An 18,420-nucleotide genomic window follows, 5' to 3' on the forward strand; every position below is an offset into this window, starting at 1 on the left:
AGGTCCGGCCGATGGCGCTCTGGCGCAAGCTCCTCATAGGCTCCCTTGGCGGGGCGGCAGCGATTGCCGCCCTCGCCTTCGGGCTCGACTATGCGGACAAGACCTACCCGCCGCCGATCGCGGTGGCGGAAACCGTCTCGAAGGAAGTGCTCGACCGCGACGGCCGCCTGCTGCGCGCCTTCGCGACGCCGAACGGGCTGTGGCGACTGAAGACAACGGCGGCGGATGTCGACCACCAGTTCCTGCGCATGCTGGTGGCGTATGAGGACCGACGCTTCCAGGAGCATGGCGGTATCGACCCGCTGGCGCTGCTGCGCGCCGCCGGCCAGTTCGTCACCAATGGCCGTATCGTCTCGGGCGCCTCGACGCTCTCCATGCAGGTGGCCCGTCTGATCGAACCGCGCGAAAACCGCTCGATGCTGGCAAAACTGCGCCAGATGGCGCGCGCCGTGCAGCTCGAGCGGCGGCTCTCCAAGGCCGAGATCCTCGACCTCTACCTGACGCTCGCCCCCTATGGCGGCAACTTGGAGGGTGTGCGTGCGGCAAGCCTCGCCTGGTTCGGCAAGGAGCCGAAGCGGCTTTCGGTCGCCGAAGCCGCACTTCTCGTGGCCCTGCCGCAGCTTCCCGAAAAACGCCGCCCGGACCGCCACCGCGCGGTTGCGGAAAAGGCCCGCGAGCGCGTGCTGAACCGTCTCGCCGTTTCCGAGGTGATCGGCGAGGGCGAGGCCGAACGCGCGAGCCTCGACGCCGTGCCCGATCGTCGCCGGCAGCTTCCCTCCTATGCCGCCCACCTTTCGGAACTGGCGCTACGCAAGGACCCCAAGGCGATCAAGCACGAGACGTCGCTTGATCTCACCGTGCAGGACGGTCTCGAAGCCGTGGCGCGCGAAGCGGCCGAGCGGCTCGGTCCGAAAATCTCCATCGCCATGGTGATGGCGGATGCCCGCACCGGCGAAATCCTCGGCGAGGTCGGTTCGGCGGATTATTTCGACGGCAGCCGCGCCGGCTGGATCGACATGACGCGCATCCGCCGCTCGCCCGGTTCGGCGCTGAAGCCGTTCATCTATGGCCTCGCCTTCGAGGAGGGGCTTGTCGCACAAGAGACGATCGTCGAGGACCGGCCCTCCGACTTTTCCGGCTACCGGCCGCGCAATTTCGACATGACCTACCAGGGCGATGTCAGCGTGCGGAAGGCCTTGCAACTGTCGTTGAACGTGCCCGCCGTGCGCCTGCTCGAGGCCGTCGGCCCGACCCGGCTGATGGTGCGTTTCCGCCGCGCCGAGGTGCAGGCGGTGCTGCCGCCGGGGGAAACGCCGGGCCTTGCCATCGGGCTTGGCGGCCTCGGCATCACGCTGCGCGATCTGACCCAGCTCTATGCCGCGCTCGCCAATCGCGGCATGCCGGTCAAGCTCGGCGACGGCATTACCGATGATGCCAAGGTAATCGTCGGCGACCCGTTGCTCGATCCTGTCGCCGTCTGGCAGGTCTCCGATGTGCTGTCAGCCGTCACGCCGCCGACCGGCAGCCGCCGCCTCGGCATCGCCTACAAGACCGGCACGAGCTACGGCTACCGCGACGCCTGGTCCGTTGGTTATGACGGCCGCCATGTGCTCGGCGTGTGGGTCGGTCGCGCCGACAATGGCGCAGTACCCGGCCTGACCGGCTATGGCGCCGCGGCCCCCATTCTCTTTGAGGCCTTTTCCCGCTCGGGCGTCGCCATCACTGCGCTGCCGCGCGCGCCGGCCGGCGCGGTGCGGATCGCGCAATCGGAACTGCCGGCAAGCCTGCGCCGCTTTGCGATCACCGCCAACGGTCTTGTCGCCACGGCGGCACGCGAACCGGCACCGGAAATCATCTACCCGCCGGAGGGCGCCCATGTCGAACTCGGCGCCACCGCCGGCACCGAGGTCTCACCCCTCGTCCTGAAACTCCAGGGCGGCCGTGCGCCCTTCCGCTGGCTCGCCAATGGCAAGGTGCTGCCGGATGCCGCGCGCCGACGCACGACGCAGTGGCTGCCGGAAGGCGCAGGTTTTTCGACGCTGACGGTGATCGACGCCGCCGGCCGGGCGGCGAGCGTGCGGGTGTTCATCGAGTAACACGATCCGCCTGCCATCGTTTCAATGGCGATGGGAATGTCGACACGCGCCGCATTCCCTTCTCCCCACGGGGAGAAGGGGCTCGACGGCCATGACGTCGTGCCAAGGGCAACGTTCACTTACCCCGGCGGGGGGCAAAAAATTTCAAATCCGTCCGCACGTCCGCAATCATTTGCCGGATTCCACCGGCACCCAGCCCGGCTTGCGCTTCTCCAGAAACGCCGCAATACCGTCCGCCGCAGCGGGCGTTTCCCAGGTATCGGCAAGCCGCGTCAGCGTCATTTCGATGAGCTTGTCGTCGATCGGCAGCGCCAGCGCATGCGCCAGCGACTTGGTGGCCGCGATCGCTTCCGGGGACGCGGCGAAATAGGGCGCAATCTCCGTCTCGATCGCCGCATCCAGCCCGTCGGCCGCGACGATACCGCTCACCAGGCCGATATCGCGGGCGGTTGGGGTGTCGAACAGCCGGGCAGAGGTGGCGAAGCGCAGGAAGGCGGCGGGACCGATGCGGGCGGCGACGTAGGGGCTGATCGTCGCCGGGATGAGGCCGAGGCGGGTCTCCGTCAGGCCGAAGCGGCTACCCTCCACGGCGATCGCCGCATCGCAGACGCTGATGAGGCCAACGCCACCACCATAGGCCTGACCGTTGACGCGGGCGATCAGCGGCTTCGGCAGGTCACGCAAGGCCTTCAGCATCAGCGCCAGCCGACGCGCCTCCGCGATGCGCTCCTCGCGGGTGGCCGCAATCTGCTCCTTCATCCAGTTGAGGTCACCCCCCGCACAAAAACTCTCGCCCTCACCGGTCAGCACGACCACGCGCACCGCCCTGTCATCGCCCAGCAGACCGGCGACGGCGGTCAGTTCGCGGATCATCAGGCCGGACAGCGCATTGTGCTGCGCATGGCGGCGCAGCGTCAGCGCTGCGACACCGCGCCGGTCGACGGATACGGAAATCGTCTCGAAATTCATGACACCCTCCATCTCTAGCACGATTGCAAACGCAAACCGCTAGCCACTTTTCCGGTGCTCGCCCTTGCCGGTGATCTGCCGCGCAAAGGCCGCGGCCGCCGTCAGCTTCGCCCGGTCGAGCCCTGTCTCATAGCCTTCCGCCGCCAGCATGTCAGCGACGGCGAGCGTATCCACATTGCCGCGGGCACCGGGCGCATAGGGGCAACCGCCAAGCCCGCCGACCGAGGCATCGAAGACGGACAGCCCATGATCGAGCGCAACGCGGATATTGTCGAGCGCCAAACCGCCCGTATCGTGGAAATGGCCGGCAAGATCTTCCGGGGCGGCGACGGCAAGCACGCCATCCAGCATGACCGCGACCTCGCCGGGGCGGGCGCGGCCGATCGTGTCGCCAAGGCTTACCTCATGGCAGCCGAGGCGCAGCAATTGTTCCGTCACCGCCGCCACCGCGCGGGGTTCGACCGGACCATCATAGGGGCATTGCACGACGCAGCTGACATAGCCGCGCAGCGGAATGCCGTCCGCCTTCGCGGCCTCTGCGACCGGCCGCGCGCGTTCGATGCTTTCGGCAATCGAACAGTTGAGATTGGCGCGCGAAAACCCTTCCGACGCAGACAGGAAGACCGCGACCTCATCGACTCCTGCCGCCTTCGCCGCCTCGTACCCCTTCATGTTGGGCACCAAAGCCGCATAGGAAATGCCGGACCGGCGCTTGATGCCGGCCATGACCTCTGCGCCATCGGCAAGCTGCGGCACCCATTTGGGGCTGACGAAACTCGTCGCCTCGATGCGAGCGAAACCGCAATCGGACAGCAGGTCGATCAGCGCGATCTTGTCGGCAGACGGGATGATCGCCTTCTCGTTCTGCAAGCCGTCGCGGGCCGCCATCTCGACGATTTCGATGCGCCGGCTCATGCGGCCTCCTCCGGCTCCAGCGCGAGCAGAAGCGCGCCCTCGGCCACCTGGTCGCCCACCGCGACCGGCACCGCGGCCACCACGCCATCACGCGGTGCGGCCAGCACCAGTTCCATCTTCATCGCCTCCATGGTGACGAGCGGATCGCCTTTTGCCACGTGCGCCCCCGGTTCCACCGAGACGATGCGCACCAGGCCAGGCATCGGCGCCGAGAGGCGGTCGCCGCCGGCCGCCGCCTCGCCATGGTGGCTTGCCTGTTCGGCACGGGCGAAGGCATGGCTGTGGCCGGCGAAGAAGACGACGATGTCGGCACGCTCGCTGTGCACCATTGCCGGCAGAACATGGCCATCGAGGTCCACCTGCAGGGAACGGCCGTTCGAAACGCAAAGACGGATATCCGTTGCCAGGCCATCGCGTTCGATGCGGAAGCGATCCTGGCCGAGCGTCGTGACGCGCAGGGCATGCTCCGCGCCGCCGTGATCCAGAAAAACCGTCTGTGCAGCTTCACCCCACAGGCGGAAGCTGCGGATCTCGCCCCACGGATCCGCATCGGCCGGCGCGCCGAGAAAGCCGAGCGCCGACAGGGCCGCCAGTGCAAAGGCCTCCTCCGGCGCATCGGGTTCGGCCAGCAATGTTTCACCCGCCCGGCCGATCACCCCGGTATCGACATCACCGGCGGCAAAAGCGGGCAGCCGGCAGAGGCGGGCAAGGAAGCCGGCATTGGTCGTCACGCCACCAACGCGGCATTGTTCCAGTGCCGTTTCCAGCTTCGCCAGAGCTTCCGCGCGGGTGCTGCCCTGCGTGATGACCTTGGCGATCATCGGGTCATAAAAGGGCGTGATGAGATCTCCGGCCCGCACGCCGGAATCGATGCGGGCGCCATCCGGCAGGTCGAAAACCGAGAGGCGGCCGGTCGCGGGCAGGAAATTGCGCGCCGGGTTTTCCGCATAGAGCCGCGCCTCGAAGGCCCAGCCATTGATGGCAAGCTCCTCCTGTCGCTTCGGCAAGGGTTCGCCAGCAGCGACGCGCAACTGCCATTCGACGAGGTCGAGGCCGGTGATCGCCTCCGTCACCGGATGCTCGACCTGCAGGCGCGTGTTCATTTCCATGAAGTGGAAGCGATCCTGCCGCAAGCCTTCCGAAACATCGGCAATGAACTCGACCGTACCGGCACCGCTATAGCCGATCGCCGCCGCTGCGCGCACCGCAGCCGCTCCCATTGCCGCGCGCATTTCCGCCGTCATGCCGGGTGCGGGCGCCTCTTCGATGACCTTCTGGTGCCGGCGCTGCAGCGAGCAGTCGCGTTCGAAGAGGTGCACGACATTGCCGTGTTTGTCGCCAAAGACCTGCACTTCGATATGGCGGGGCTTGGCCATGTATTTTTCGACGAGCACGCGGCCATCGCCGAAGGCGCTTTCGGCCTCGCGGCGGGCACTTTCCAGTGCGGCGCCAAAATCGGCAGGCCGCTCCACCCGCCGCATACCCTTGCCGCCACCGCCGGCGCGCGCCTTGATCAGCACGGGATAGCCGATGGTGTCCGCCTCGCCGGCAAGGAAGGCGGCATCCTGTTTCTCGCCGTGATAGCCTGGCACCACGGGCACGCCGGCCTTTTCCATCAGCGCCTTTGCGGCATCCTTCAGGCCCATGGCGCGGATGGCATTCGCCGAAGGGCCGATGAAGACGAGGCCGGCGGCTTCCACCGCCTCGACGAAAGCGGGGTTTTCCGACAGGAAGCCGTAACCGGGATGCACCGCCTCCGCCCCGCTCGCTTTCGCCGCGTCGAGGATGGCCGCGATGTTCAGGTAGCTCTTCGCCGCCTCCGCCGGGCCGATGCGGATGGCTTCGTCGGCCATTTCGACATGCAGCGCATCCCGGTCGGCATCGGAATAGACAGCGACCGTCGCGACGCCCAAACGCCTGGCGGTGCGGATGACGCGGCAGGCGATTTCGCCGCGATTGGCGATGAGGATTTTCCTGAACATGCGCGCTTCGGCTTTCTATTGTGCGGCGATCGCTTCGACTTCGAGCAGCCATTTTTCGTCGAAGATCGAGGCGATGACGACGCTCATAGCCGGCGCGACGCCGCCAAGGTATTCGCTGCGGATTTCGCGATTGGCCAGCGTGTGATGCCGGTCGGCGAGAAAGGTCGTGACCTTGACGAGATCGGCCTTCGACATGCCGGCGACCTTCAACTGGGCATCGATGTTGCGCCAGACGAGCCGCGCCTGGTCCTCGAAGCCCTCGGGCACCTTGTCGTCGTCGGAGACGGGAATCTGGCCGCTGATAAACAGCAGCGTCTTGAAATCCTCGATCTTCACGGCCTGCGAATAGCCGCCCCGCGGGGTGGGAGCGTTCTTGGCATTGATGGTTTCGCGCTTCATGACTTCCTCCTCTACATCCGGAAAATGCCGAAACGGGTGGGCTCGATCGGCGCGTTGAGCGCCGCCGAGAGCGAGAGCGCCAGCACATCGCGTGTCTTGCGCGGATCGACGATGCCGTCGTCCCAGAGCCGGGCCGAGGCATAGAGCGGGTGGCTCTGGCGGGCGAACATATCGATGGTCGGCTGCTTGAACGCGGCCTCCTCCTCGCTGCTCCAACGGCCGCCGGTGCGCTCGATGCCCTCGCGCTTGACGGTCGCCAGCACGCCGGCCGCCTGCTCGCCGCCCATCACGGCGATACGGCTGTTCGGCCAGGTCCAGAGGAAACGCGGCGAGTAGGCGCGGCCGCACATGCCGTAGTTGCCGGCACCATAGGAACCGCCGATCAGCACGGTGAGCTTCGGCACATTTGCGGTCGCGACCGCCGTGACGAGCTTGGCACCATTCTTGGCGATGCCTTCCGCCTCATATTTGCGGCCGACCATGAAGCCGGTGATGTTTTGCAGGAAGACCAGCGGAATGCCGCGCTGGGCGCAGAGCTCTATGAAATGCGCGCCCTTCAGCGCGGCTTCGGAAAACAGCACGCCATTGTTGGCGATGATGCCGACGGGCAGGCCGTGCAGCGCGGCGAAACCGCAGACGAGCGTGGTGCCGAAGCGGGCCTTGAACTCGTCGAAACGGGAGCCGTCCACCACGCGGGCAATGACCTCGCGCACATCATAGGGCGTGCGCGTATCGGCCGGCACGATGCCGAGCAGTTCTTCCGGGTCGTAGAGCGGCGCGTCGCCATCGCCGTTTTTCGTCATTTCCCGCTTACGCGTATTGAGGTTCGCAGCGATCTGCCGGGCAATCGACAAGGCATGCCGATCATCGCGCGCAAGATGGTCGGCAACGCCGGAAAGGCGGGTGTGCACATCGCCGCCGCCGAGGTCTTCGGCCGTCACCACCTCGCCCGTCGCGGCCTTCACCAGCGGCGGGCCGGCGAGGAAGATCGTGCCCTGGTTCTCGACGATGACCGTCTCGTCGCTCATCGCCGGAACGTAGGCGCCGCCCGCCGTGCAACTTCCCATCACGACAGCGACCTGCGGAATGCCGGCGGCGGACATCTGCGCCTGGTTATAGAAGATGCGGCCGAAATGATCGCGGTCGGGAAAAACCTCGTCCTGGTTCGGCAGGTTGGCACCGCCGGAATCGACGAGATAGATGCAGGGCAGCCGGTTCTCCGCGGCAATTTCCTGCGCGCGCAGGTGCTTCTTCACGGTGATGGGATAGTAAGTGCCACCCTTTACGGTGGCGTCGTTGCAGACGATCATGCATTCGCGGCCGGAAACCCGGCCGATGCCGGCGATCATGCCACCCGAGGGCGAGGCGCCGTCATAGAGGCCGTGGCCGGCGGTGAGGCCGATTTCGAGGAAGGGCGAACCGGGATCGAGCAATTGCGCGACGCGGTCACGCGGCAATAGCTTTCCCCGCGCGACATGGCGCTCGCGCGCTTTCGCCCCGCCGCCATCCATGGCCGCGCCGGCGGCCTCTTCCACAAGCCTCAGCGCATCGAGCATCGCCTTGCGGTTTGTCGCAAAGGTCTCGCTGCGGGTGTTCACGGCCGAGGGGATGACCGGCATCAAAGCGTCTCCTGAAAGATTTCGCGGCCGATCAGCATGCGGCGGATTTCAGACGTGCCGGCGCCGATCTCGTAGAGCTTGGCGTCGCGCAACAGCCGGCCGGTCGGGTAGTCGTTGATATAGCCGTTGCCGCCCAGCGACTGGATGGCTTCCAGCGCCAGTTTCGTCGCCATCTCGGCGGAATAGAGTATGCAGCCGGCGGCGTCCTTGCGGGTCGTTTCGCCGCGGTCGCAGGCGCTCGCGACGGCGTAGACATAGGCGCGGCAGGCATTGAGCGCGACATACATGTCGGCGACCTTGCCCTGCATCAGCTGGAACTCGCCGATCGACTGGCCGAACTGCTTGCGCTCGTGGATGTAGGGAACCACCACGTCGAGGCAGGCGGCCATAATGCCAAGCGGGCCCCCGGACAGCACGACGCGCTCATAATCGAGGCCGGACATCAGCACGTTGACGCCGCGCCCGACCGTGCCCATCACGTTCTCCTCCGGCACCTCGCAATTCTCGAAAACCAGTTCGCAGGTGTTGGAACCACGCATGCCGAGCTTGTCGAGTTTCTGGGCGGTCGAGAAGCCGGCAAAACCCTTTTCGATCAGGAAGGCGGTGATGCCGCGCGAACCGGCTTCAGGATCGGTCTTGGCATAGACCACAAGCACGTCAGCATCCGGCCCGTTGGTGATCCACATCTTGTTGCCGTTCAGCACATAGCGGTCGCCGCGTTTTTCAGCGCGCAGCTTCATCGAGACGACGTCGGAGCCCGCACCCGGTTCGGACATGGCGAGCGCGCCGACATGTTCGCCGGAGATCAGCTTCGGCAGGTACTTCTGGCGCTGTTCGGGCGTGGCGTTGCGGATGATCTGGTTGACGCAGAGGTTGGAATGGGCGCCGTAGCTCAAGCCCACCGACGCCGAGGCCCGGCTGATCTCCTCCATCGCCACGCAATGGGCGAGATAGCCCATGCTGGAACCGCCATAGGATTCCGGCGCGGTAATGCCAAGCAGGCCGAGATCGCCCAACTCCCGCCAGAGCGGCATGGGGAAATTGTTCGTGCGGTCGATCTCAGCCGCCTGCGGCGCGATGCGATCCGTCGCAAACCGTCGCACGCTTTCGCGCAGCGCCTCGATGTCTTCCCCGAGCCCGAAGCTCATGCCAGCGTCGTACATGTCCATCCTCCCCTGTCGCCGCCTCAGGCGGCCGTCTTCTGTCGTTCTGTCCGATCGAAGGCCACACGCATTTCCGCTTCACGCGCCTTCACCCGCTGCGCGGCTTCCTCCTTGACCGGCCCATAGCCGCGAATCTCGCCGTAAAGCGAGGCAAGCGCAACGGCCGCGTCGAGGTTTTCGCGACAGAGGTTTTCGACCACATGCTCGACCAAAGCCGCGTAATCGGTGATGAGCTGGCGCTCCATGCGACGCTCTACGGTGCGGCCGAACGGGTCTAAAGCCGTGCCGCGCAGGCCCTTGAGCCTTGCGAGCACACCGAAGGCCGGCAGCATCCACGGCCCGAAGCGGCGCTTGCGCGGCCGGCCGTTCGCATCGTCACCCTTGAGGAACGGCGGCGCGAGGTTGAAGGCGATGCGGTAGTTGCCCTCGAACTGCTGCGCGAGCCCCGCCTTGAACGCCGGATCGGTGAAGAGCCGCGCCACCTCGTATTCGTCCTTGTAGGCAAGGAGCTGGGCGTAGACATGCGCGACGGCGCGTGTCAGCCGGTCGTCCGGGACAACCGCCTTTTCGGCTTCCCTTACGCGGTCCACCAGCGCCTTGTAGCGGTTGGCGAGGGCGGAATTCTGGTAGGCCGTCAGATGCGTCATGCGATGGCTGACGAGATCTTCCGTCGCCATGGTCTCCAGCGTCGCGGTCCGCTTGCCCGGCTCCAGCAGGCGCTCGGCACGGGCCGGATCGGCCGCAATCAGCCGGCCCCAGCCAAAGGCGGAAAGCGTGGCGTCGACGGCGACACCGTTCAGCACGATCGCCTGTTCGATCGCCTGGCGAGTGAGCGGGATCAACCCCTTCTGCCAGGCGAAGCCGGTCATCAGGATGTTCGTCGCCATCGCATTGCCGGCGACCTTTTCGGCGACCGTGGTGAAATCGAGCAGGTGCGACGGCGCCCGCAATGCGGCCCGCACCGTGTCCTCGACATCACGGCGGCGAAAGTCGAAGTCGCGCTTGCGCACGAAGTCGGCGACCGGGGTCAGCCTGGTGTTGATCACGCCCGTCGTGCGGTGGTGGTCGCAGAGCGTGACGGCATCCTTGGAGGAGGCCACCACATCGTCGGCGGCGATCAGCAGGTCCGCGCCGCCGGTAATGATGCGCGGCGAGGAAACGTCCTGATCCTTGAGGCCGATGCGCAGGTGGCTCATCACGGCGCCACCCTTCTGGGCGAGGCCCGCCATGTCGAGGATCATCGGCGACTTGCCATCGAGATGGGCGGCCATGCCGAGGATCGCGCTGATCGTGAGGATGCCCGTGCCGCCGATGCCGGCGATGGCGACATTGTAGGATCGGTCACCGATCTGGACGATCTCGGGCTCGGGAATGCCGGCCAGATCCGGGTTCGAGCGTGCCGTCTTGCGCAGCCGCCCGCCCTCCACCGTCACGAAGGAGGGGCAAAACCCCTTGAGACAGGAATAGTCCTTGTTGCAGGTCGATTGGTTGATCTTGCGCTTGCGGCCGAGTTCCGTATCGAGCGGCTCGACGGAGACACAGTTCGACTGGGTGGAACAGTCGCCACAGCCTTCGCAGACCGCCGGATTGATCATCAGACGGACCGGCGGATCCTCCATCAGGCCGCGCGAACGGCGGCGACGCTTTTCGGCGGCGCAGGTCTGCACATAGACGATGGCCGAACAGCCGGGGGCCTCCCGTATGTCGCGCATCACCCGGTCCATCTCGTCACGATGGTGCACGATGACACCGGGTGCCAGCATGGACGGCGAATAGGCTTCGGGATGGTCGGACACCAGGTAGATCGGTGCGACACCCTCATCGTGCAACTGACGCGTCACCGCCTCGGGGCTGAGCGGCCCATCGACAACCTGCCCGCCGGTCATGGCGACCGCGTCGTTGTAGAGCAGCTTGTAGGTGATGTTGACGCCCGCCGCGACCGACTGGCGGATCGCCAGGATGCCGGAATGGTAATAGGTGCCGTCACCGAGATTGACGAACATGTGCTTTTCATCGGTAAACGGCGCGATGCCGGACCACGGCACACCCTCGGCGCCCATATGGGTGAAGGTCGTCGTCTCACGATCCATCCACTGCACCATGTAGTGGCAGCCGATGCCGGCCGCAGCACGGCTTCCCTCCGGCACCTTGGTGGAGGTGTTGTGCGGACAGCCAGAGCAGAAATACGGCACGCGCTCGATGGGCGCCGCATGCGCCTTGCGGATCTTTTCGCGCTCCAGCAGGTAGGCGAGCTCGTCGGCGATCACCCTCTTCAGGCCGGCATCGAACTCCAGGTGCAGCAGCCGGGCGGCGATGGCACGGGCGACCACGCCGACGGTCAACGCCTGCGACAGGGGCAGGAACGGGTTGTCCTCATGGTCGAACTTGCCGATGATGCGCGGCCGTTCGCCATGATGCCAGTTGAACAGTTGCTGCTTGATCTGGTTTTCGATGATCTCGCGGCGCTCTTCCACCACAAGCACCTCTTCCAGGCCCTGCGAAAATTCGCGCACGCCCTCCGGCTCCAGCGGCCAGGGCATGCGGACCTTGTAGATGCGCATGCCGATCTCGGCCATTTCCGCCGGACCGAGGGAAAGCTCCTTCAAGGCCTGAAGCACATCCTCATAAGCCTTGCCGGACGCAATGATGCCGAAGCGGGCGCGCGGCACGTCATGCGTGACCTCATCCACCTTGTTGGCGCGGGCAAAGGCGATGGCAGCATAGCCCTTATATGTCTGCAGCCGTTCATCCTGCGGCAGCGGAGGATCCGGCCAGCGCAGGCTGAGGCCGCCCGAAGGCAACTCGAAATTCTCGGGCAGGACGAACTGGCGGCGCTCACCGGCGAGATCAACGGAGGCCGTCGTCTCGACCGTGTCGGAGATGAACTTCATGCCGACCCAACAGCCGGAATAACGCGACATGGCGGTGCCGAGCAGGCCATATTCGACGAATTCATGGATCGATGACGGATAGAGCACCGGCATCAAAGCCGACATGAAGGCGTGATCGGACTGGTGCGGAATGGACGACGACTTTGCCGAGTGATCGTCGCCCGCAAAACAGAGCACGCCGCCCTGCTTCGAGGTGCCGGCAGCATTGGCATGTTTGAAGACGTCGCCGCAGCGATCGACGCCCGGACCCTTGCCGTACCAATAACCGGCGACGCCATCTTTGCGGGCGCCCGGCGAGAGGTGAAGCTGCTGCGTGCCCCAGACGGCGGCGGCGGCCAGATCCTCGTTGACGCCCGGCCGGAACACGATGTCGTGCGCCGCCAGATGTTTGCCGGCTTTCGCCAGCTGCTGGTCGTAGTTGCCGAGCGGCGACCCACGATAACCCGAGATGAATGCAGCGGTGTTCAGCCTCGCGGCACGGTCGCGCCGCATCTGAACGATGGGCAGGCGCACGAGTGCCTGGATGCCGGAAAGGAAGACCCTTCCCTCCTCCGCCGTATACTTGTCCTCGAGAGAAAAGCTCTGCTTGAGCATGACTTCCTCCTCGATGGCCCTCCTCCACGAAAGCCATCCTCCATATCTAGGAGCCTACGCCTGGATTGGGAGGAGCGGGTCCTTATTTTCTCGTTGCAGCATCACGATTTAGGGATGGCGTCCGCAAATTGGGCCTGCGAACGCAAAGCCATCCTAGTGGGCCTAGATTGGCACGCGGTGCGTGTTCTTCAGCTCATCGAGAGCGAAGCTCGAATTGACGAAACCGACGCCCGGCAAGCGCAGCAAGGCCTTCTTCAATATCTCCTCGTACTGCCGCACGCTGCTCGTCAGGACACGCAGCACATAGTCATGCTCGCCGGTCATCGAGTAGCACTGCACGACGTCCGGCATGTTCTTCACCGCCTTCTCGAATTCGAGAAGGGTCGCTTCATCGTGCTGTTTCAACCGCACGAAGCAGAAGACCGAGACATCGAAACCGATGAGCTTCGGATCGACCGCGACGATGCGGCCGCGGATGATGCCGAGCCGCTCCATCTCCTTGATACGCCGCCAGCACGGCGTGTGGCTGAGCCCTACCCGCGCACCGATTTCGGCGACCGTCAAATCCGGTTCGCTCTGCAACAGCCGCAGGATCTTGCGGCTCGTCTCGTCTATCGCGCCCTCGGCCATGACCTAGAGCAGCCCGCGGGAGGCGAGGTTACGCATCAGCGCGGCCATGCCGAACGTCCAGGGCGGGCATTCGGTGGAGAGGCGGACTGTGTTGACCAGCGCACCAAGCTCGGCATTCGAGATCGTCACCCGGTCGCCGACCTTGTGGGTAAACCCCTGCCCCGGCGCGTCGCGGTCTTCGACCGGCGCGAAGAGCGTGCCCATGAACAGCATGAAGCCGTCTGGATATTGATGATGTTTGCCGATCGTCTGGGCGACGAGGTCGAGCGGGTCGCGGCTGATCTCGCGCATCGTGCTGCGGCCCTTCAACACGAAGCCGTCCTCGCCTTCGATCGACAGGTCGAGATCGGCCTTGCGCACATCGTCGATCGAATAGGTTTCGTCGAACAGGCGGATGAAGGGGCCGATGGCGGACGAAGCATTGTTGTCCTTCGCCTTGCCGAGAAGCAATGCCGAGCGGCCCTCGACATCGCGCAGGTTCACATCATTGCCGAGTGTCGCGCCCTTGACGCGGCCCTTGCTGTCCACGGCGAGCACGATTTCCGGCTCCGGGTTGTTCCACTTGGAAATCGGATGCAGACCGACCGAAGCCCCCCAGCCGACCGAGGCCAGCACCGGCGCCTTGGTGAAGACCTCTGCGTCCGGCCCGATGCCGACTTCGAGATATTGCGACCAGACACCCTCCTCGATCAGCGCCGCCTTGACCTTGGCCGCGGCTTCCGAGCCCGCCTTCAGGTCGCGCAGACTGTCGCCGATGATCGCGGTGACGCGGCCGCGCACCTTCTCCGCCAAAGCCGGATTACCCGCCGCCTTCTCCTCGATCACCCGCTCGACCATCGAGCGCGCGAAGGTGACGCCACAGGCTTTTACCGCCTGAAGATCGCAGGGGGCGAGAAGATGAAGCCGGGAGAAATCACCCGCGCCCTCGACGAAAGCTCCGAGCACTCCATCGAGTGTACCAAGGGATTCTGCCGGCGCCGCGCGGGCAACGGCCGTCGGATCGTCCCGTTCCAGCAGATCGCGCATGGTGGGAAGGTCTGTGGAGGTGATGTCGAAAAGCGCGCCATCCCTAAGAACCACAAGCGCCGGGCCCTCCACATCCGGGCGCCAGATGCGCCCGACAAAGGTTCCCCGCGAAAAATCTCCTGCCGTCAGCGTCACGCGCCATTCCTCCCGAATTTCTCGTCTGGAGTTCTAGACTGAAAAAGGCGGCGGCGAATAGGGACGAGGCGAGAGAAGAGACGATGGTCCATCAATGCCGCCGTCACGCGTCATGCTGGCCGGGTGCGTACGGCCGAGACGATAGTGCGAGCGGCAAGGAACAGCACGACGCCGCTGGCGACGAAGACACTCGTCACGCCATTGATAAGAACACCGCGGAGAATAGAAAAATCAGAGAAAAATGGTGCTGCTAGAGAGATTTGAACTCTCGGCCTCTCCCTTACCAAGGGAGTGCTCTACCCCTGAGCTATAGCAGCGTCCGGCGAAACAAGGCTATTTCGCGTAAGCGAGGGCCTATTGCCATAGCTCACCCGGCAGTGCAAGCGGCGATTTCGCGATTGGCGCAACAAATGTGATGCGAAGCCACTTTTATACGGGGTCGGATTCATTCAGAGAGTATGCATGACCGACAAGGAAGAGACGAAAACCAGGAAGATCAGGACCGAGGCGGAGATCCGTGCGGAGCGGCTGGCAAAGACGCTGCGCGACAATCTCCAGCGCCGAAAGCAGCAGGCACGCGCCCGGCGCTCCGGCGCGGCGGATGAAACGACCGGACTGCCTGCCGCAAAAAAAGACGAATCGGACGGTTAGTCAGGCTTGTCTTCGCCATGAAGGCCAAGGGGGTGGTTTGCGAACCGGGCGCGCGGAAAAAACGGGCGGCGGGCATGCTCTTCATTTTTCGCTCGCGATGTTCTAAAGAGCCGCCATCTCCGAAAGCCGATATTCTTTGAGAAAGGCGGGCCCGGCCCGTAATCGCACATGGATCGTATCCGAATTGTAGGCGGCAACGAACTGCGGGGCACGATCCCGATTTCCGGCGCCAAGAACGCTGCGCTGCCGCTGATGATCGCGTCTCTTCTGACGGACGACACGCTGACGCTGGAAAACGTACCGCATCTCGCCGATGTCGAGCAGCTCATCCGCATCCTCGGCAACCACGGCGCCGACATTTCCGTCAACGGCCGTCGTGAGCGTCAGGGTGAAGGCTATTCCCGCACGGTCAATTTCACCTCGCGCAATATTGTCGACACCACCGCGCCCTACGAGCTGGTCTCGAAGATGCGCGCTTCGTTCTGGGTCATCGGCCCGCTGCTCGCCCGCGAAGGCAAGGCCCGTGTCTCGCTGCCGGGCGGCTGCGCCATCGGAACGCGTCCGGTCGACCTGTTCATCGAGGCGCTTGCGGCCCTTGGCGCGAACATCGAGATCGACGGCGGCTATATCGAGGCGACGGCGCCGAAGGGCGGCCTGATCGGCGCGCGTTATACCTTCCCGAAGGTTTCCGTCGGCGCCACGCATGTTCTCATGATGGCGGCAACGCTCGCCCGCGGCACGACGGTGATCGGCAACGCCGCCCGCGAGCCGGAAGTGCAGGACCTTGCCAAGTGCCTGAACGCCATGGGCGCGAGGATCACCGGTGCCGGCACCGCGACGATCACCATTGAAGGCGTCGACCAGCTCTCCGGCGCGCGCCACCGCGTCCTGCCGGACCGCATCGAGACCGGCACTTATGCCATGGCGGTCGCCATGACTGGTGGCGATGTCGTGCTGGAAGGCACCGACGCCTCCCTCCTCGACACCGCGCTTGAGGCGATCCGTCGCTCCGGCGCGGAGATCACCTCCACGGAGAGCGGCCTGCGCATCGTACGCAATGGTGGCGGCATCAAGCCGGTCGACGTGGTGACGGATCCCTTCCCCGGCTTCCCGACCGACCTGCAGGCACAGTTCATGGGCCTGATGACCAAGTCGAGCGGCATTTCGCACATCACCGAGACGATCTTCGAAAACCGTTTCATGCACGTGCAGGAGCTTGCCCGCCTCGGCGCGAAGATCTCGCTGTCCGGCCAGACGGCCAAGATCGAAGGTGTCGAGCGGCTGCGCGGCGCCCCGGTCATGGCGACGGACCTGCGCGCCTCCGTCTCCCTCGTCATCGCCGGCCTTGCTGCCGAGGGCGAGACGATGGTGTCACGCGTCTACCACCTCGACCGCGGTTTCGAGCGGCTGGAGGAAAAACTCACCCGTTGCGGCGCCATCGTCGAGCGCGTCAGCGACTGATCGACCCGCGCGGCGGTTGCAGTCCGCCGCGCGCCGTCCTATCTCGTAGTCGAATATTCGGGATACCACATATCCGCGGTATCCCCGGGAAGGACAGCACCATGGACAGCCTGAAACTGCTTGCTCTCGACACCGAAGATCTCTCCGTCGTCTCTGCCCATCTGCAGGACGCGGTCTTCAAGACCGATGGCCTTGGCTATGACGCCCGCCATCACGTCTTCTCGGTTGTCGTCAATCGCTTCGTCTGGGAGAAGGCGGGTGGCCGCGGCAAGGCCTTCGAACGTCGCCGTGCGGTTGTCGCCTTCAAGCGCGTCAATGCGGTGCGCTCGCTCGGCATCGACCGCAAGGACGGCGACGCCGTCCTCTCCCTGCTCGCCGTGAACTTCACCCAGAAGGACGACGGGCCGGACGGCACGCTGGAGGTTGTCCTGTCCGGCAACGCGTCCATCGCGCTCGATGTGGAATGCGTCGAAGTTCAGCTTGCAGATACCGGCGGAGCGTGGGAAACCAGTCTGAAACCCCGCCATCCGGCGGTTTGAGGCATGGATCCGGCGCTTTTCGCCGGGAGACGACAGGGACAGACGACTTGGCGATCAGACTTGACTACCAGAGCAGCGATTTCGAAAGCCGGTTCGCTGCCTTCCTGACGACCAAGCGGGAGGTCTCCGAAGACGTCAATGCCATCGTTCGCACGATCATCGACGACGTTCGCAATCGCGGCGACAAGGCGCTCGCCGATTACTCCAAAAAATTCGATGGCCTCGACTTTTCCGTCACCTCCATGCGCGTATCGCTGGAAGAGATCGACGCCGCCTTCGATGCGGTCGATGCCAGGATCATCGCCGCACTCGAACTTGCCGCACAGCGTATCGAGAAACATCACGCCCGCCAGAAGCCGAAGGACGACATTTACGAAGACGATATCGGCGTCGGCCTCGGCTCGCGCTGGACGGCAATCGATGCCGTCGGCCTCTATGTGCCGGGCGGCACGGCAAGCTATCCGAGCTCCGTGCTGATGAACGCCGTACCAGCGAGGGTCGCCGGCGTGCCGCGCATCGTGATGGTCGTGCCGGCGAAAGAAGGCGCGATCAACCCCGCCGTGCTTGCCGCTGCCCGCATTGCCGGTGTCGACGAAATCTACCGCATCGGCGGCGCGCAGGCTGTCGCTGCCCTTGCCTACGGCACCGAGACGATCGCGCCCGTCGCCAAGATCACCGGCCCTGGCAATGCCTTCGTCGCCGCCGCCAAGCGCCAGGTCTTCGGCACCGTCGGCATCGACATGATCGCCGGCCCCTCCGAAGTGCTCGTCATCGCCGATGCCGACAACGATCCGGACTGGCTTGCCGCCGACCTGCTTGCGCAGGCCGAACACGATGCCGGCGCCCAGTCGATCCTCGTCACCGACAGCCCGGCCCTTGCCGATGCCGTCGAGGCCGCCGTCGAACGGCAGTTGAAGACGCTGGAGCGCTCGGAAACAGCCGCTGCCAGCTGGCGCGATTTCGGCGCCATCATCCTCGTGCCGGACCTGAAGAAATCCGTGCCGCTGGCAAACCGCATCGCCGCCGAGCACCTGGAGATCGCCACAGCCGACCCGGACGCGCTGCTGCCGCAGATCCGCAATGCCGGCGCGATCTTCGTCGGCCGCCACACGCCGGAAGTCATCGGCGATTATGTCGGTGGTTCGAACCATGTGCTGCCGACCGCACGCTCGGCCCGCTTTTCCTCCGGCCTTTCCGTGCTCGACTATATGAAGCGCACCTCCATCCTGCGTCTCGGTGCCGATCAGTTGCGCGCGCTCGGCCCTGCCGCCATCACCTTGGCCGAAGCCGAAGGGCTCGGCGCCCATGCCCGCTCCGTCGCCATCCGGCTCAATCTGGAGACATGAGGCC

At 65.1% G+C, this 18,420-nt stretch carries 14 protein-coding genes and 1 tRNA gene; 5 read left to right on the forward strand and 10 right to left on the reverse strand.

The genetic code is table 11. From position 1 onward, the window contains the following. The first annotated feature begins 11 nt into the window (after nt 1-11). Nucleotides 12-2,096, forward strand: coding sequence for a penicillin-binding protein 1C (gene pbpC, locus GR138_RS05390; protein ID WP_160857601.1), 2,085 nt, complete (start codon nt 12-14; stop codon nt 2,094-2,096). A gap of 168 nt (nt 2,097-2,264) precedes the next feature. On the opposite strand, the gene GR138_RS05395 is transcribed toward pbpC, so the two are convergent. From GR138_RS05395 to GR138_RS05440, 10 genes are all read right to left on the reverse strand, one after another. Further along, nucleotides 2,265-3,065, reverse strand: a complete 801-nt coding sequence (locus GR138_RS05395) for a crotonase/enoyl-CoA hydratase family protein (RefSeq protein WP_160857602.1) — start codon at nt 3,063-3,065, stop codon at nt 2,265-2,267. Nucleotides 3,066-3,104: 39 nt separating this feature from the next. Then, complete coding sequence (locus tag GR138_RS05400; RefSeq protein ID WP_160857603.1) at nt 3,105-3,980, reverse strand: hydroxymethylglutaryl-CoA lyase; 876 nt, start codon at nt 3,978-3,980, stop codon at nt 3,105-3,107. Then, on the reverse strand, nt 3,977-5,962 hold the full coding sequence (locus GR138_RS05405) for an acetyl-CoA carboxylase biotin carboxylase subunit (protein ID WP_160857604.1): 1,986 nt from the start codon (nt 5,960-5,962) through the stop codon (nt 3,977-3,979). The genes GR138_RS05400 and GR138_RS05405 overlap by 4 nt, the downstream gene beginning before the upstream one ends. 15 nt (nt 5,963-5,977) lie before the next feature. Further along, nucleotides 5,978-6,361: a RidA family protein gene (locus GR138_RS05410; RefSeq protein ID WP_160857605.1), complete on the reverse strand. Its 384-nt coding sequence runs from the start codon at nt 6,359-6,361 to the stop codon at nt 5,978-5,980. Between the two features lie 11 nt (nt 6,362-6,372). Next, the gene (locus tag GR138_RS05415; RefSeq protein WP_160857606.1) at nt 6,373-7,980 is read right to left on the reverse strand and encodes a carboxyl transferase domain-containing protein; all 1,608 of its coding nucleotides are present in this window, start codon (nt 7,978-7,980) and stop codon (nt 6,373-6,375) included. Continuing rightward, a complete protein-coding gene (locus tag GR138_RS05420; protein WP_202402551.1) occupies nt 7,980-9,128 on the reverse strand; it encodes an isovaleryl-CoA dehydrogenase in 1,149 nt (382 codons plus the stop codon). The genes GR138_RS05415 and GR138_RS05420 overlap by 1 nt, the downstream gene beginning before the upstream one ends. A 38-nt stretch (nt 9,129-9,166) precedes the next feature. Further along, nucleotides 9,167-12,628 carry an indolepyruvate ferredoxin oxidoreductase family protein gene (locus GR138_RS05425; protein WP_160857608.1) on the reverse strand — a complete coding sequence of 1,154 codons (3,462 nt, stop codon included), beginning with the start codon at nt 12,626-12,628 and terminating at the stop codon, nt 9,167-9,169. Nucleotides 12,629-12,790: 162 nt separating this feature from the next. Continuing rightward, nucleotides 12,791-13,258 carry an Lrp/AsnC family transcriptional regulator gene (locus GR138_RS05430; RefSeq protein ID WP_160857609.1) on the reverse strand — a complete coding sequence of 156 codons (468 nt, stop codon included), beginning with the start codon at nt 13,256-13,258 and terminating at the stop codon, nt 12,791-12,793. Nucleotides 13,259-13,261: 3 nt separating this feature from the next. Next, entirely contained in the window at nt 13,262-14,419 is a 1,158-nt protein-coding gene (locus tag GR138_RS05435; protein ID WP_160857610.1) for a fumarylacetoacetate hydrolase family protein, read from the reverse strand. Between the two features lie 242 nt (nt 14,420-14,661). After that, nucleotides 14,662-14,736 (reverse strand) — tRNA-Thr (locus GR138_RS05440). Between the two features lie 145 nt (nt 14,737-14,881). Between GR138_RS05440 and GR138_RS05445 the strand changes: the two genes are divergently transcribed. The 4 genes from GR138_RS05445 (at nt 14,882) to hisD (ending at nt 18,416) form a co-directional block, all read left to right on the forward strand. Beyond that, entirely contained in the window at nt 14,882-15,070 is a 189-nt protein-coding gene (locus GR138_RS05445) for a hypothetical protein (RefSeq protein ID WP_069060062.1), read from the forward strand. A gap of 168 nt (nt 15,071-15,238) precedes the next feature. Beyond that, nucleotides 15,239-16,531 (forward strand): UDP-N-acetylglucosamine 1-carboxyvinyltransferase, encoded by a 1,293-nt coding sequence (murA, locus tag GR138_RS05450; RefSeq protein ID WP_160857611.1) that lies wholly within the window; start codon nt 15,239-15,241, stop codon nt 16,529-16,531. A 101-nt stretch (nt 16,532-16,632) separates the two neighbouring features. Next, nucleotides 16,633-17,070, forward strand: a complete 438-nt coding sequence (locus GR138_RS05455; RefSeq protein ID WP_160857612.1) for a DUF2948 family protein — start codon at nt 16,633-16,635, stop codon at nt 17,068-17,070. A 47-nt stretch (nt 17,071-17,117) separates the two neighbouring features. Beyond that, entirely contained in the window at nt 17,118-18,416 is a 1,299-nt protein-coding gene (gene hisD, locus GR138_RS05460; protein ID WP_160857613.1) for a histidinol dehydrogenase, read from the forward strand. Nucleotides 18,417-18,420: the final 4 nt, after the last annotated feature.

This window comes from Shinella kummerowiae (assembly GCF_009827055.1).
GTDB lineage: Bacteria > Pseudomonadota > Alphaproteobacteria > Rhizobiales > Rhizobiaceae > Shinella > Shinella kummerowiae.